Genomic DNA, 16,001 nt, shown 5'->3' with positions numbered 1-16,001 from the left:
TTGAAGACATATAAATATATAATATTAATGACCGCCAGCAAAAGCCGGCGGTCATTTCAATTATTAAACCATCTCCTGCATATACTTGTCGATAAGAGCAGGATCGTTCCGTTCTGCCACCAAAACCTGCCCGTCTTTCAATGAAGGGTGCTTTTCGTGATATGTGGGCTGCTCCTTTTCGTACAATACGCCAATAGGGATACGGTCACCGAATTCCATAGCCCTCTCCATAGCTGCCAGGCGGTTGCCTGCATCATGGGTGTTATCCAATTCATAAACACGTTTATTATACCATCCAAAGGTGTTGACCTTGTTGAAGCTGACGCACGGCTGCAAAATATCTACCATTGCATAGCCTTTAAACAAAATAGCCCGCTTCATCATCTCTTCCATATGCTGCGGTTTGCCGCTGAAGCTGCGCGCAACAAAACCAGCTCCAGATGCAATGGCCATAAGAACCGGGTTGAAGGGAATATTATTATTTCCGTCCACCTGTACGCCATTTACAGCACCTTCGTCTGCGGTAGGGGAAGCCTGCCCCTTTGTCAGACCATACACTTGATTATCATGAATGAAATGGGCAATATCCACATTGCGGCGGATATTGTGGATAAAATGATTGCCGCCTTCACCGTAGCTGTCTCCGTCTCCGCTATTGATAATGACGGTCAGATTGGGGTTTACGATTTTTGCCGCCACAGCAGGCGGCACTGCCCGCCCATGAAGTCCGCAAAAGCTATTTGCGCTGATATATTGGGGAGTTTTTGCGGCTTGCCCAATGCCTCCCACAATCAATACATCATGCGGGTCTTTTTTCAATTCCTCCAGCGTCTTTTGGAGAGAATTCAAGATACTAAAGTTTCCGCAGCCCGGACACCAGGCTGTTTCATAAGTGTCGAATTTATGTCCTCCCATCAAAATCCCTCCTTTACAATTCGAGCAGCAATCTCCTCACCAGTGAGCTGTCTTCCGTCATATTTCAATATTCCGGCATCCGTTTTAATCCCGGTAACTTCGGCAATAAGCGATGCAAGCTGACCGGTATAGTTCTGTTCAACATGAAGAATGTACTTGGCTGATGAGGCCAATTGCTTCAGCAATTTTTGCGGAAGCGGCCAGACATCCCCAAACACCAGTGCGCTATAACGATTTCCACCTTTTTGATTAAGCAATTGTACAGCTTCCTCCAGCGGACCATACAAAGAGCCCCAGCCCAGAAGCAATACATCAGGAGACTCTTCTCCCAGTAATTCGGGCTCCAAAATTTCCTGCTCTAGCAGCGCCAGCTTGCCCATACGTTTTTTCATCATACGGATACGAGTCTCGCTATCTTCCACAATGTGTCCATATTCATCATGTTCGTCGGTGTCAGCGGCAACAAATCCATCTTTTGTTCCAGGAAATTTGCGTGGAGAAATGCCGCTTTCCGTAAAACGATAGCGGGCGTATTCCCCTTCCGCAGGTCCCTCTTCCGGTTCGTACAGCGCAATCTTGCGGGAATCCAACATTGGAATAGAAGCCGTAGAGTCGGCCAGATACTGGTCACTGAGCAGAATCACCGGGATTTGATATTTTTCTGCCATGTTGAAAGCACGAATGGTTTGGTAAAATGCATCCTCATGATGGCGCAACGCGATGACCATGCGTGGGAACTCCCCCTGAGAAGCAGAAATAACAAATTTTAAATCGCTCTGTTCCGTGCGGGTAGGAAAACCGGTAACAGGACCGGGGCGCTGCACATCCACCACGACAAGCGGGATTTCAGCCATGCCGGCTAAACCCAGGGCCTCCACTTTCAGGCTGAAGCCACCGCCAGAGGTACCCGTCATTGCCCGTGCACCTGCAAAAGAGGCACCGACAGCCATATTAATTGCCCCAATTTCATCCTCAGCCTGTTCCACAACAATTCCTGTTTCCGCAGATTTTAAAGACAAGTACTCCATAATGGACGTGGAGGGTGACATGGGGTATGCTGAATAAAACTTCACTCCTGCTGTCAAAGCCCCCAGCGCCAGCGCCTGATTGCCGGAAATAATCATGTGATCAGAGGCATTCCCTCCGGCATGCTCAAATTTCTGAGGCACTGCATGATATCCGGCTTGTACCGCTTGGACATTAATATCCACATATTCTGCTTTCACAGATTTTCGGAAAACACTGGCCGCCTGCTCCGTGCTCATGGGGATGCCGAACAGCTTCAACGCTGCGCCGATAGCCACACTGCTTGCCACGCGCGCGTTACCCAGTTTCTTCGCTATAGCTGCCATGTCCAGTTTAATAACAAAATCATCATCTGCTTCAACTGCACTATCACAGAGGATAAATCCGCCATCCCGCAAATGATCCCTGTGGATAGAGACGGTTTCTGCATTGAGAGCGACGATACCATCCAGCTTTTCGCTGTGACAACAGGGGACCTGCGAACCAAAACGAATACATGAAAAGTTATGCCCGCCCCGAATACGCGACATCAGATCGCGCACTGTAAATACTTCGCAGCCCGACTGCTTAATCCAATGTTCCAATATTGCCGCAGTAGTATCCACACCTTGGCCTGCAGCGCCGCCAATCAAAAGATTGTACATAATGCCCTCCTTTGTTCTTTAGCCTTAAAGTTTAAAGTGTTTATGACGATTATATCAGAAACATCAAGTAATATAAAGCGTTTAAAGACTGTTCTAAAGAAACGCCTTTTTCACCTCAAAGCTTTTAAATTCTTAGGTAAATTCTTATTAGGGGTATTAAGCTTTAGATGTATCAATATGTATAACAATCTGGGACCCTAACTGATTCCGGATTGTTTTTGATCACTCAATCCTAAATCCAGGAGATGAAAGTTTGATATTGTATTTCAGTTTTTCCAGTTAATACCCTCTTTGACGGTGCCGGAAGCAGCCCGTGCAAAAGCCGCCCCGAATACACTGCCTCAGGAGATGAAGATTCTTCACTCGTCCTGTTATGTGTTGGGGGCGGCTTCAACGGCGGAATTGACCGTGTTGCTCAATACCTGCGTGGCACATCTTTCTGAGCAGCTATTGCAATGCTTATATTACTCCCGCTGCAGCATAGACTTGGAATAACCATTTAACTTCTTATTCCCCGGCATCTCTGAATCTATTACGGATTACTTTTTCCAACTCAATCAAAACTGTTGGTATCAGCGAAAATCCAAAAATCATCAACCATTCTGCCCCCTCCAGGGATGACAATGCAAAAACTTCACGCACAGGCGGAATCACAACCAGCACAATCATTAATGCTGCCGAGATCAGGATTGATCCTAGCAGTGCCTTATTCTCAAAGAATCCCTTTGAAAAAATCGATTTGGTATTTGACCGCTGACTGTAAGAGTAGAACAATTGGGAAAATGCAATCGTACAAAACGCCATCGCCTGACCAGAAGCAAGGTCATCCCGTAAACCAACAAAAAATGCTAATAAGGTTGCGCCGGCAATCATACAGCCCTGCACGATAACACGGCGTACCAGCTCTTTTTCGAACAGCGTGCCGGATTTCAGCGGCTTGCGTTTCATAACATCTGTTTCCGGCGGATCGACTCCCAAAGCCAGTGCAGGCAGTGTATCGGTAGCCAGGTTTACCCACAGGATATGCACTGCAAGAAGCGGAGCCGGGAAATTAAACAGCGTGGCAATAAAAATGGTGATAATTTCACTGATGTTACCTGCAAGCAGGAACTGAATGACCTTTTGGATATTCCGGTATACCCGGCGGCCTTCCTTCACAGCATCAACAATAGTAGAAAAGTTATCATCCGTAATAATCATATCTGCTGCATCCTTGGCAACATCCGTTCCGGCAATTCCCATGGCAATACCAATATCCGCCATTTTAAGAGCAGGGGCATCATTGACACCGTCACCAGTCATGGCCGCTATTTCACCGGTACGTTTTAATGACTCTACAATCTTCAGCTTTTGCTCCGGCGTTACACGCGCATAAACGGTCGTGCTTTTAACAGCCTGATCATAATCTGCATTACTCATATCATCGAGCATGGTACCGGTGTAAACAGTATCACCCTGACGCCAAATGCCAAGCTCTTTTGCAATCGCTACGGCTGTAATCTTGTGGTCACCGGTAATCATCACGGTACGGATACCTGCATCAAAACAGGTCTTCACCGCTTCCTTCACTTCCTCACGGGGTGGATCTATCATTCCCACAAGGCCGATAAAGGTTAAATCAAATTCAACGTCTGTATCATCTTCTTCAGGGGCTTTTTCTATATCCTTTTTAGCAAATGAAAGTACCCGCAGGGCAGAAGCCGCCATCGAATCGGAAATACGCTTAATCGCATCCACATCCTGTTCAGTTAGAGGACGTTCTCCTTCCGGCGTTAAAATCTTAGTGCAGACAGGCAGTAACTCATCAATGGCACCCTTAGTAAATACGACTGGCCGGCCTTTTACTTCATTGACCGTAGACATCCGCTTTCGCTCCGAATCAAAGGGCTGTTCATAAAGACGCGGAGAATCATCCTCCAAATCAGCATGATCTTCACCAAACTTCCTGGATAGTACAATTAATGCCCCCTCAGTAGGATCACCCATGATATGACCAGGATTATCCGGGTCAAATTCAGCATTGTTGCATAAAGCACCTACGCGAATCAGTTCATAATAGTTGCCATTCATGGTCATGGCACTTTCTATCGCCCGTGCCTCATCATTTGATAGATCAGCCGCAATGGCAACCTTCGTCACCGTCATTTGATTCATCGTCAGGGTACCGGTTTTATCCGAGCAGATGACTGTTGCTCCACCAAGCGTTTCCACCGCCGGCAGTTTACGGATAATCGCTCCGCTTTTTGCCATCCGCTGCACACCCAATGCCAATACGATTGTCGCAGTGGCAGGCAAGCCTTCCGGTATAATTGAAATCGCCAGTGAAATAGCTGTCATCAGCAACGGAATGAACGGCTGCCGGTAGACAAAGCCAATCATAAAAATCAAGGCACAGACCACAAGTCCCACCAACGTCAGTGTCTTACCCACAGAGGTAAGCTTGCGCTTCAACGGTGTGTCAAATTCATCCTGTTTGTCAATCATATGTGCAATCCGGCCCACCTGTGTATTCATGCCGGTAGCTACTACCACACCCCAGGCACGCCCATAGGTAACAAGCGTGGATGAATAGGCCATGTTGGTCCGGTCGCCTAAAGGGCAGCCCTCATCTGCCAGATTGACCGAATCTTTTTCACTCGGGAGGGATTCTCCTGTAAGGGAGGCTTCCTGTATCTTTAAGCTGGATGTATCCATCAGCCGGACGTCGGCAGGTACCATTGCACCATCTTCTAAAAATACAATGTCACCCGGTACCAGTTCACCGGCCGGAATGATACTCTCTTCACCCTGACGGAGAGCCACGGCTTTACCAGCAGTAAGTTCTTTTAATGCATCAAGCGACGCTTCTGCTTTTTTCTCCTGAATAATACTGATTGCTGCATTGACTGCAACAATAAAGAGAATTACACCACCCTCCAATGGTTCCTGTAAAACAAAGGATAGTATTGCTGCTCCTATTAAGATCAGGATCATGGGATCTTTGAGCTGCTCCCACAGCATTTTCCAAATTGTTCTGGCTTCCTTTTTGCGAAGCTCATTGACTCCAAACGTTTGAAGCCGTTTCGCGGCTTCGGTGTCACTTAGACCCTCCGCAGAAGTCTCCAGATTTTCATAAATTTCCCCGGCAGTTTTCGCATGCCAGGGGGTTGTACTTCGATAGTCCATAAGGACGTATCCCACCTTTCTATTTTAGTTTTTATTCAAAAGATAAAGCGTAAATAAATACAAAAAACACAGACCGATATCCATAAGGACTCGATTTGTGTTTTAATTTTCACTTTATAGCTTTATCTATTTGATACGGTCGGGGAGGGACGCTACTGTCCCCGTCACTTTCTTCCACTTTATTCTTTAACCTCAATTCATAAATTAAAAATTACTATATCATATATGGAACTTAATGTAAATTAAAAAATCATTAAATTACAAATTGACTTCGGGATGAATAAGATAATGGTATAATCATTACACATCTCATAGAAGAATCACTCATTCTTTAAGCTCCTTTTGTTTTGCAGCGGTTTTAAGCTCCGATATAAATAGTCCGGCTAATGTAAGTAAAATTCCAAACACCGCAATTCCGGTGATTATTTCACTAATTACAATAACCGAGGTAACAACGGTTATAACTGGAACCATGTAAATATAAACGCTGGTTTTTACTGCGCCCAATATTTTAACTGCCAAATTCCATGTTACAAAGCACAAGGCAGACGCGCCCAATCCCAGGAATAGGATATTAAACAAATTGACAGGTTGAATTATCTGATTTATGTTTGGTTTAAACCCCGCTGTAAACAATACAGGTATCATAAACACCAGCCCATAAAAGAAAATTCTTCGGGTTGATTGAATGGTATTGTAATGAAAACTACTGATTTTCTTTGTAAGGATAGAATAGGCTGCCCATACCACGGCAGCTAAAACAGCCAAGATATCTCCCAATGAGTTTAATTGCAAGTTGCTGCTTCCATTAAAACTAATAAGAAAAATTCCAATAACAGCAACCCCAAAGCCTATAAAGAATTGCGCCCTCAATTTTTCGCCCTCTAAAAACAAGTGTGCAAAAATAGCGGTGAAAAACGGTGCTACGGAAATAATGACCCCTACATTGGAGGCGAATGTATATGTCAGGGCAATGTTTTCCAGCAAGTAATATAGTGTGACCCCGCACAAACCAGCAGAGGCAAAATATAATTCTTGTTTTTTCTCCTTGACTTTCAGTCTATGAGGGTAAACTACAAGTAACACAACGAAACCGATTGTAAATCTTAAAAACAGTAATTCTATTGGAGAAAAAGCTTCTAAAAGTATCTTTGTCGATATGAAAGTTGTGCCCCAAATGAAGATTGTAATAAATGCAAATAAATGTCCTGTGATTTCTTTTTTTATGTCCATAAAAGTCCTCTTTATACAAAACTCAACTGTGAGTATCCTTGAAAATATTCATATACTGCTTTGGTGTCAGCCCTATAAACTTCTTAAAGAAATTGGAAAAGTGGCTTTGATCAGTAAAGCCTGTCTGCAAAGCCACTTCTATTGGTAAAACGCCCTGCTCCAGCATTTTCTTTGCATTGTCAATTCGTATCGTTTCCAAGTAGCTATAGGGAGAAATACCCTTTTGTTTCGTGAACGAGCGAAGAAGATAGTATTTGCTTAGTCCCGTCAGCTTGCAAAGGTTATCAAGTGTAATATTCTCCATGTAGTGCTTTTCTAGGAATTCACAGATTGCCCTTGCTTCCATGCTCTGCTCTTCGTCTTCTGTTGGCATGGCCTGTTCAGTATATTCTTCAATTAGCTGTTCCAAAAGGAAAAAGAAGATTTCCTCTTTTCTGAAATCCCTTTCTTCCTCCATAATTATTTGATGTAATTCCCGAAGCACAACAACCAAATCGCTATGAAAAACGACTTGCGGCGTAAAATAAAGTAAATTTTCTTTTCCTGTTATTTCAAAGACTGCCTTACTCATGATTCCCGGTTGGATATTGATACAGCGATAATCCAATGTTTTGCCGTCAATTTGTTCGCACGCATGATTGTCACGGGGATTAAACAATAATAAATCTCCCGGCTCTATGGTGTACCCTTTGTTCTTGCAGGATAAAAACCGCCGGCCTTTTTCAATAAAACCAATCACATAGCATTCATGAAAATGATTGGGGAATTTCTGCATAATTCCTTGAAAATGATAGGCTTCAACCTTTAATTCAGTATCATATTTTACCGTTCTGATTTCTTGCTTCATAAGATTTGTCCTCCTTTCCTGATTATCTGATACTTAGTGTACCACAAGTGACAATATCATTCTTGTATGATATTGCCCTTTCCCTTTAAAGTCTTATATATTCTCCTTCTGCGATTGTCTATTGTTTTGGATATAAAAATAACCGCCTATTCAGCGGTTTCAGATTCGTCGGTGAGGTTGATTTCCTAAACATCGTAAACCTCATCAAACTTTAGTCTTAGTTTTGTATACAGGTACTTTTCAAAATCAAAGGTGTTTCTTTTATCAAATTGGTCATTCTTCTTACCCCACTTGGTACCGTTTACTCTCTGCAAAAACTTCCAATAATGGCAATGCCAATTGCTTGGCCTTACAAACTGGAAGTTATCGATCCGATATTATCCCTTATAACACGAAATTTACCCCTTTTTACATGCTGTCTATTCGACATTTTACAACCTTTGTTCCATACCTTCGTAAAATACTCCGGCGATTGCTAAGGTTGTTGCTATAAGTACCCCATAGTCAAAATAAAATAGCATTTTTTTAATATTTCATCTTCTTTTTCTAAAACATTACTTATCTTTCCGCCCCTGTAGCACCACTGTTTCCACATTCCCATAGGCGGAAGTTTTATACTGCATAGCGAAAATATTTCCACTAATCTCAATTGAGATAAATTAAAATTTAGTAGACCTATTGTACATTGAAAACTTAATATTGATAGTTAGTAGTGATTGGTGTATCCTTGATTTAAGAAATCGGAATTTGAAAGTGAGGAATAGTGATGAAGAAGAAAGAAATAGCAACACAAGACGACTTGCTGAAAGTATTAGATTTATTAGATAATACGAGAATCTGTTACTGGTTGGATGGTGGTTGGGGCGTTGATGTACTTGCTGGTAAACAAACAAGAGAACACCGTGATATAGATATAAATTTCGATTCTAAATATACAGATGAACTCCTACGTGTTTTGAAAGAAAATGGATATGAAGTAGTCGTGGATTGGAGTCCTGTTCGTGTAGAACTGTATCATTCGCAGTTAAGTTATATAGATATCCATCCATTCGTTCTTAATAATGATGGAACAGCAAAACAATCCAATTTGGAAGGCGGCTGGTATGAGTTTGAAGCTGATATTTTTGGAAGTGCTGTTTTTAATGGAAGAAATGTGCCATGCATATCAGCTAAGGGTCAAAAGTTATTTCACACTGGTTATGAACTGCGTGAAGTTGATAAACACGATATAGAAATCATAAAAAAATTATCCGATTGCAAAGAGTAGGAATATCATCAAATTCTAATTTACCCCAAGGATAAAATAAGTTTCCGCGAACGACTCTTTATTACGAAAAACACACGTCCATTTCTTTCACCAAGTCTCTCCCCCCTTGATTTACTGCCCTTTCCATTCCAGCAACACAACCGTCTCAACATGTGCATCATTTAAAACCTATCCTCACAAATTATTGTGATAGGTGTTTCAGCGTGCCCGGAACTCTTCGCTTTTGAAGTTGATTTTTCCCTCAAGGGCTTGGTGCAGGCGGCCAATCATAGTTTCGCGGTCGCGGTTGAGTGTGCCGGCGAGGTTGACGTAGTTTGAGGCATGGTTTGCTCGGAACACACTGCCCTCTGCATCGATATGCTCAAGTAAAATCAAGGTCTCGTGTGCGATTTCTACCGGATTCATCAGGTAAAAACGACCTTCTTTCCAGTCGCGCATCAACGGAGTTTCTAGTTCAAACAGAAGAGTTAACAGCCCGATATACTCTGGTTTCATACGGGACAGGGCTTCGGCAGTTTGGATGGCATGAGTTTCTGAAAGCTCAAGCGAGCCAAGCCCTGCGATACAAGTAACACTCAATTTCATGCCTGCTTCTTTGACCATCAGACCGGCGCGCACGATTTCATCTGCTGTTTCGCCCTTGTTAACACGGCGCAGGACTTCATCCGAGCCGGATTCCAGCCCCAGATATATCATGGACAGTCCGAGAGCAGAAAGCTCGTTCAGTTCCTCCTGGGTCTTACATAGAATGGATGACGGTGACCCATACGCGGTCACTCGCTCACATTCAGGGAAAACCTGCTTGATATAACGCAAAATCTCCGCCATATGCGTGGCACGGCACATCAGTGCATCGCCATCCGCTAAGAAAATTCGCTGGACCTTATGATACTGAGCGCGTGCTGCGTCGAAATCGGCCTTGACCTCCTCCAATTTGCGCACGCGGAACTTCTTTTCCTTATACATATCGCAAAAGGTGCATTTATTATGACTGCAACCGATAGTGACCTGCACAATCAGGCTGTACGCCTCAGAGGGCGGACGGAAAACACGGCCTTCATATTGAATCATGGTTTCATTTCCTTTCTGAAAATCTAAATTATAAGGGAACTCTATCGCGCAAATACATATGGTTCTTTATTTCTTATATCATTCTACACAAGTATCAACAGTATTACCAAGAACTCGCAAAGACAGGGAAACAACCAGTTCGGACTTGCAAACCAAAGGCACACCAAAATCAAGGGGTGCAAGTATGCTGGAGCATGCCACAGATATATCAATATGTATCCCCCCTGTAGACACAGGGTGATATCCTATTAGCTTGAATCCCGGATTTTAGTCAATCAAATCGTTCTGGAATCTAGACAAATGTTCATATGGTAAAATCAACCTGCCATGGTATAATCCACAACCATCATTTATTAGACTATTATCTGCCGCCGAGAACATGTTTACATCAATATTAGACAGCTTCAGCCGCTGTAATAACACGACTCTCTTAACATAAAAAAGAGGCATAGTTACCTTAAGTCATAGACTATACCTCCTTGCACTACACCCAGTATAACTATACGAAATGTAATTGTCAATTATATACTGGCGTGATACCTGCAACACTTTATTTTTGCCCTTTCTAACACGAATGTATATAGAAATTTTATATTGTTGTCCCGATCTTTTGAGCAATATCCATTTCTTCTCTTATCAGTTCCCCAAAATGCCCACATACCTCACGAATGATCTCCTGGTTGCTTTGCCTGATAGATGCTTTATATAATCCATATTTTACTGTTACCCATTTTTGAAAAAACTCCTTAGAAAAATATTGATCATATTTTCCCCTGTATAGCGACATGCTCTGGAGGTAATGAACATAAAGATAACGGTTATTGATTAAAGCATCTATGTACTTTGCAAGCAATTCCCCGTTTTTATGTTTTCCGTAAGCACACTCCTTGATTTGAACAAGGAGATTTTCTTGTATTTTAGGGTGAGAATACAGTATTTCCTGTACCTCCTGCCGGATACTTATATGAAACTGGTTCCCGGCTGTTTTATAAATCCAGCAAATATCAACAGTGTGGGAAATCATATTATCATTAGTTAGCTCCATATTTTTCCCGTCATATGTGGGGTCAAAACATGAATAAGTGTTTCCATTCTTTTTTCGGGCAATAAAATAATGGGAGCTGTGCAACGTCCTATAATAAGGGGTCCACGGAATGAAAAATGCATCCATTCCAACTACCATCCACTGCTCATTGGAAAGCCGTGATAAGCTCTTTTCCACCTCCTCTGGAGAACAGCAATTCAGAAATTCAAGCTTTACACCCAATGCCTCCAGATTAGCGGGCACTCTTCTGGATAAATACAAATGATGAATCTGATCATACGTAAAATCCGTTTCTGACCACAAGTTAGCAAAAACATTCCGATAATCCACCCCTGTGAGTGCAGCAGCATTCAACATACTGCTGGAATAGCAATTTAATCCCTGAAAATAAAACAGACTCATGACTGCGCCTCTCTTTTCCTTTCATTTTTCCCCGACACAGTCTTTCCGATTATATCAACCATCTTTATTTTCAAGGGCTGTTTAAATCCTGACAAGTGTGTTTTGCAGTAAGCTCTGATTTCTTCCCGAATTTTTTCCCGGCTGGTCTGAGAGTCGGCCGGAATAATATCTGCGCAGACAGTTTCATTTCCCCATTCATCCATCTCTCCATAGACAACACAGTCCTTTGCAAACCGGCTGTTTAAGATACAAGCTTCCACTTCCTCCGGATATACGTTAAATCCTCTGACGATAATTACATTTTTCTTCCGACCGTAAATATACAAATACCCTTCCTCATCCAGATAGCCAAGATCACCTGTATACAAATAACCATTTTTCAATACTCCTTTTGTTTCCTCTTCATTTTTGTAATACCCTGACATCACATTGGGCCCCTTTACAAGAATTTCCCCATTGATATAAGGAGTATCTGTAATCACACCGTCATCATCTATAAAAATCTCAATCCCTTTTATCGCCTTTCCCACAGAATCCAATTTTTCTAAACTAATATTCGCACACTTCGTAATTAATGGGGCTGCTTCCGTCATCCCATAGCCCTGCCAGAGCTGAATCTTAGGATAAGCATTTAAAAGTCCTCTCAGTGTGGCACCGGAAATTTTACTTCCCCCAAACCCAAAATATTTTAACAAATGAATATCATAAGGAACAGGCCTGCCTGCGGTCTGCTCCATCATAAGGAGAATGGTAGCCCCACCCTCATAGTGAGTTACCCTGTGGTCCTGAACTGTTTTATAAAAGGAATCCAAAGTAAAGCCCTCTTTAAGCAGAACCATAGGGAATTCTTTTATGAGGCAGGCACACAGGATCATCAAACCATATGCAGAAGAAAACGGAACTGCAAGGAGATACCTTATATCCTTCTCATTCAGGTTTTCAAAACACATTTTGTCAATATACCCCAAAACAGAAGCCGCAACATTCCTCTCTGTCAAAGGCACAATTTTACTCCTGCCTGTAGAACCGGATGTCGTTAACAGCACCATTGGTTCATCTGGCCCTGTACCAGGCTTGTAAAGAAGCTGCATAGTATCTTGTGGCTGGCATTCCTCCACATAAATCACATATAAATGAGGTATAGACACTGCTTTTATCTCTTCAAAAACTGGACGAAATCTTTCTGAAGTAATGATAATACCTGTGTCCGTCTGTTCAAGCAAGGGAATTACCTCGTGCTTTGTCAGGCGGACATTTAAAGGAAATGCCGTTTTTCCCAACAGAAATATACCAAAAAGAGCGGCAATAAAATCGCTCCCATCGGGTAAAAATATCGCGGCATTTTCCCAATGCCTCAAGGGCAGGTATGCCTGAACGCCTATAGTTTTTTGAATAACATCCTGAATCGTAATGCTGGTCTTACCATCAATAACTGCCGGTTTTTGCAGACATTTAGACTTTAAAAATAAATCTCTAATCATCTTTTAATGTTCTCCTTTACTTTTTTTTCAACCGATGCAATCAGCTGGCTGACCTCCAGGCAAGATTCCATTTCTGTGATATCAAAGGTAATGGAATATATATCCTCTATCTTAAGTAAAAGACGGATAAAAGAAAGGGAGTCAAATCCCAGATCTTTGTACAAATTGTTTTTTTTGTCAACAACCGATAACTTTGCAGTTTCTTCTATCATCCGGATAATTTCGTCATTGATTACCACTACAGTCTTTTCCTCCTTATCCTTTTAGATATTTCTTTTTTAAAGACCTGCATCATACTGACAGGTTCATTACAAACTTTCTTCTATCATTTATTCAAGCAAAATTCCGCCGCTGACTGAAAATCTGCTGAATATTTCTGAAGTAGCCCCTTCTGTTCTGCATCCTACTATAATGCCAACAAGGGAACCTGCTGGAATGACCGCATTAATATCTGTTTCGGAACCTCTTTTCAAGGTATATTTAGGAACCGCTCCGCCGCCTTCTGGCGCTGTAAACGGTTCAGAATAAGTCAGAGTTTCTTGAAGTATGGTAAAGATCATCTCTCCTGTCATTTGACCCGGAATATCTGATGTTAAAACTGCAAGTGCCGCAAACGGATACATTGTTACCCCCTCAGGTAAAAAAAGTGCCAATTTTGCACCAAATAACACATAGATGTTTTTTACCAGTGCATCATAAGGCATTACAAAACAACTACGGTAAAATTGATCGTAATTGACAAAATTAAACGTGATTATTCCAGCCTCCCAGTCACCCGCCTGTAGCTGAGTAGGTCTCCCCGAATTAATCTGATTTGCTTCGAATCCAGCAAATTGAATAATAGATGGATTCCCTTGATCATCTGCAGAAACCTCAGCATATTCATCATCAATGGCAAATGGGATCACCCCTGCCCGGTCAGCCCCAGCCGTGCCTGTTGGTCCAGTTGCTCCCGTCGGGCCGGTTACACCTGTGGCTCCCGTCGGACCGGTTGCCCCTGTGGCTCCGTCTGATCCCGTGGCTCCTGTCGGACCTGTCGGACCGGTTGCTCCTGTGGCTCCGTCTGATCCCGTGGCTCCTGTCGGACCGGTCGGACCGGTTGCTCCTGTGGCTCCGTCTGATCCTGTGGCTCCTGCCGGGCCGGTTGCCCCTGTGGCTCCGCCTGCTCCTGTCGGACCGGTTGCTCCTGTGGCTCCGTCTGATCCTGTAGCTCCTGTCGGACCGGTTGCCCCTGTGGCTCCGCCTGATCCTGTGGCTCCTGTCGGACCTGTCGGACCGATTGCTCCTGTGACTCCTGTCGGACTGGTTGCCCCTGTGGCTCCGTCTGATCCCGTGGCTCCTGTCGGGCCGGTTGCCCCTGTGGCTCCGCCTGATCCCGTGGCTCCTGTCGGACCGGTTGCTCCTGTGGCTCCGTCTGATCCCGTAACTCCCGTCGGGCCGGTTGCCCCTGTGGCTCCGTCTGATCCCGTGGCTCCTGTCGGACCGGTTGCTCCTGTTGGTCCCGTTGGACACACAGGCCTTGGTGTACAGGGACAACAATCACATCTACAAGGATTACAATTTAACTTTTCATGACAACTTTGTTGTTGTACATTTTCATCATCTTTCACGATTTTAGCTCCTTTTCGTAAAGTTAATCTTTTACACATATTATATACAATGTCCTAGAAGTAAGTTACTCTTCTCCTTACTCAAAACCGGCTCTATTCCATAATCATGCACCAGTTTTGCCCTGCCCTCTGCCTTTCGTATCATGGGTTTACGTATCGTGTATAGGGTTTAAAATTTACTGTAACAGAACAGAAACTTCGTGTTAAGGGCTTAGAGGTATCGTGTACCAAGTATAGGAAATGTGCACGAGTATGCACCAAAGAAAATCTTTCCCGCCGACAGCTGGTTCATTTCGGAAGGCGGTGGGACATTTTACGAAATGGAAAGCAATAAGCCTTCCGAAGATAATCTAAACCGGTTTAAACATATTTTGAAACAGAGTCTATCCGAAAGAGGTGATTTTATGGCTGGTTCGTTTTTTTGCACTTTATAGTCACTACTATCGTCTCATCCGCTGCCATACCGCTTATCTTGTTGCTGAATAAAACTCTGAAAAAGCACACCTCTATGAAATGGCAATATAATTTGTACTTGCTGTTTCTAATCTGCTGGGCGGGCCGTTTATACCCAGCAAACTCTTGGATTTTTTGTTGCGGGAAATTGGCTGAACACTTTGCATTTTAGAGAAAACATGGCTGTAAATACCGATCAGCTCTGTAATCCACGCAGGCTTTTTCCAGCCAAATTTTTAGGATGTAAAAAGAACAATAAATTTCCATAAACGCTTCTTTGCCTTATCATGGGCCGGATCTTCTAGTGACATGATAGATGCTTACTTAACCTCGCCTGTGAATCCATGCTCTTCAAGCCTCTTGAGCTTTTCCTCATTATACAGGCCGGTGACCGTTCCATTCTGCTTAATATAGTAGTTGCCTATTAGATAGGCAACTATAGGATTTCCGAAGTATTTCACCGGTGATTTCAATATCGGAATTAATACACTGACCTAGCCTCTTTCTTCCTCGCAGGTTACGTTGAATATAACTTTCATAATAGAACCCTCCAGCATAGGAGCTTCTCTAAATGTTTTTGCAGGTGCTCAAGATGCTCCTCATACTCCTGCTTTAAACCAAACAAATGAAATTGCTAAGTCTCTACAAATTTCTCATACTCACGCCTTTAGCATCCTCTGTTCTATACAGTTTTTCCGAATGGATTTGCTTATATCAGACAGGTACAAGAAGAATATGGAATTTTATGATAACGTATAATTAATTTCGCAAATTCAATTTCATAAAAATAGACATGGTCTATAGCCGTTTGGTAGAATTAAGTTACCACACAAAATTTTTCC

General features: G+C 43.0%; 12 protein-coding genes and 1 pseudogene. 1 reads left to right on the top strand and 12 read right to left on the bottom strand.

Annotated features, from left to right (window positions below):
• Positions 1-63 precede the first annotated feature (63 nt).
• The 5 genes from A8805_RS11130 to A8805_RS11110 form a co-directional block, all read right to left on the bottom strand.
• Positions 64-915 carry a thiamine pyrophosphate-dependent enzyme gene (locus A8805_RS11130; RefSeq protein ID WP_109711109.1) on the bottom strand — a complete coding sequence of 284 codons (852 nt, stop codon included), beginning with the start codon at positions 913-915 and terminating at the stop codon, positions 64-66.
• A complete protein-coding gene (locus A8805_RS11125) occupies positions 915-2,585 on the bottom strand; it encodes a 2-oxoacid:acceptor oxidoreductase subunit alpha (RefSeq protein ID WP_109711107.1) in 1,671 nt (556 codons plus the stop codon). Before A8805_RS11125 ends, A8805_RS11130 begins: the two co-directional genes overlap by 1 nt.
• Before the next feature lie 507 nt (positions 2,586-3,092).
• Positions 3,093-5,750 carry a calcium-translocating P-type ATPase, PMCA-type gene (locus tag A8805_RS11120; protein ID WP_109711105.1) on the bottom strand — a complete coding sequence of 886 codons (2,658 nt, stop codon included), beginning with the start codon at positions 5,748-5,750 and terminating at the stop codon, positions 3,093-3,095.
• A 324-nt stretch (positions 5,751-6,074) separates the two neighbouring features.
• Positions 6,075-6,983: a DMT family transporter gene (locus tag A8805_RS11115; protein ID WP_109711103.1), complete on the bottom strand. Its 909-nt coding sequence runs from the start codon at positions 6,981-6,983 to the stop codon at positions 6,075-6,077.
• Positions 6,984-7,005: 22 nt separating this feature from the next.
• Entirely contained in the window at positions 7,006-7,830 is an 825-nt protein-coding gene (locus A8805_RS11110) for an AraC family transcriptional regulator (protein WP_109711101.1), read from the bottom strand.
• Positions 7,831-8,596: 766 nt separating this feature from the next.
• Between A8805_RS11110 and A8805_RS11100 the strand changes: the two genes are divergently transcribed.
• Positions 8,597-9,097 (top strand): nucleotidyltransferase domain-containing protein, encoded by a 501-nt coding sequence (locus tag A8805_RS11100; RefSeq protein ID WP_109711099.1) that lies wholly within the window; start codon positions 8,597-8,599, stop codon positions 9,095-9,097.
• 198 nt (positions 9,098-9,295) lie between these two features.
• Here A8805_RS11100 and A8805_RS11095 read toward each other — a convergent pair whose 3' ends face one another.
• From A8805_RS11095 to A8805_RS22345, 7 genes and pseudogenes are all read right to left on the bottom strand, one after another.
• Complete coding sequence (locus A8805_RS11095; RefSeq protein WP_109711097.1) at positions 9,296-10,168, bottom strand: radical SAM protein; 873 nt, start codon at positions 10,166-10,168, stop codon at positions 9,296-9,298.
• 267 nt (positions 10,169-10,435) lie between these two features.
• A pseudogene (locus tag A8805_RS22350) lies at positions 10,436-10,570 on the bottom strand (guanosine polyphosphate pyrophosphohydrolase); the annotation flags it as partial.
• Positions 10,571-10,757: 187 nt separating this feature from the next.
• On the bottom strand, positions 10,758-11,615 hold the full coding sequence (locus A8805_RS11085) for a hypothetical protein (protein ID WP_109711095.1): 858 nt from the start codon (positions 11,613-11,615) through the stop codon (positions 10,758-10,760).
• Positions 11,612-13,096 carry a class I adenylate-forming enzyme family protein gene (locus A8805_RS11080; RefSeq protein ID WP_109711093.1) on the bottom strand — a complete coding sequence of 495 codons (1,485 nt, stop codon included), beginning with the start codon at positions 13,094-13,096 and terminating at the stop codon, positions 11,612-11,614. The genes A8805_RS11085 and A8805_RS11080 overlap by 4 nt, the downstream gene beginning before the upstream one ends.
• Positions 13,093-13,335: an acyl carrier protein gene (locus A8805_RS11075; protein ID WP_109711091.1), complete on the bottom strand. Its 243-nt coding sequence runs from the start codon at positions 13,333-13,335 to the stop codon at positions 13,093-13,095. Before A8805_RS11075 ends, A8805_RS11080 begins: the two co-directional genes overlap by 4 nt.
• Positions 13,336-13,425: 90 nt before the next feature.
• On the bottom strand, positions 13,426-14,706 hold the full coding sequence (locus A8805_RS22130) for a collagen-like protein (RefSeq protein ID WP_181392808.1): 1,281 nt from the start codon (positions 14,704-14,706) through the stop codon (positions 13,426-13,428).
• Between the two features lie 773 nt (positions 14,707-15,479).
• Positions 15,480-15,632, bottom strand: coding sequence for a hypothetical protein (locus A8805_RS22345; protein ID WP_207657694.1), 153 nt, complete (start codon positions 15,630-15,632; stop codon positions 15,480-15,482).
• Positions 15,633-16,001 lie beyond the last annotated feature (369 nt).

It is taken from the genome of Faecalicatena contorta (genome assembly GCF_003149105.1).
In the GTDB taxonomy this organism is placed as follows: domain Bacteria; phylum Bacillota; class Clostridia; order Lachnospirales; family Lachnospiraceae; genus Muricomes; species Muricomes contortus_C.
Note: the sequence above shows the minus strand (reverse complement) of the source record. Positions and strands in the feature narration are given on the sequence as shown.

Excerpts from the sequence above, each read along its gene's own strand:
- A8805_RS11115 (WP_109711103.1), bottom strand. The coding sequence starts at position 6,983 with ATGGACATAAAAAAAGAAATCACAGGACATTTATTTGCATTTATTACA.
- A8805_RS11125 (WP_109711107.1), bottom strand. The coding sequence starts at position 2,585 with ATGTACAATCTTTTGATTGGCGGCGCTGCAGGCCAAGGTGTGGATACT.
- A8805_RS11095 (WP_109711097.1), bottom strand. The coding sequence starts at position 10,168 with ATGATTCAATATGAAGGCCGTGTTTTCCGTCCGCCCTCTGAGGCGTAC.
- A8805_RS11120 (WP_109711105.1), bottom strand. The coding sequence starts at position 5,750 with ATGGACTATCGAAGTACAACCCCCTGGCATGCGAAAACTGCCGGGGAA.
- A8805_RS11080 (WP_109711093.1), bottom strand. The coding sequence starts at position 13,096 with ATGATTAGAGATTTATTTTTAAAGTCTAAATGTCTGCAAAAACCGGCA.
- A8805_RS11110 (WP_109711101.1), bottom strand. The coding sequence starts at position 7,830 with ATGAAGCAAGAAATCAGAACGGTAAAATATGATACTGAATTAAAGGTT.
- A8805_RS11130 (WP_109711109.1), bottom strand. The coding sequence starts at position 915 with ATGGGAGGACATAAATTCGACACTTATGAAACAGCCTGGTGTCCGGGC.
- A8805_RS11100 (WP_109711099.1), top strand. The coding sequence starts at position 8,597 with ATGAAGAAGAAAGAAATAGCAACACAAGACGACTTGCTGAAAGTATTA.
- A8805_RS11085 (WP_109711095.1), bottom strand. The coding sequence starts at position 11,615 with ATGAGTCTGTTTTATTTTCAGGGATTAAATTGCTATTCCAGCAGTATG.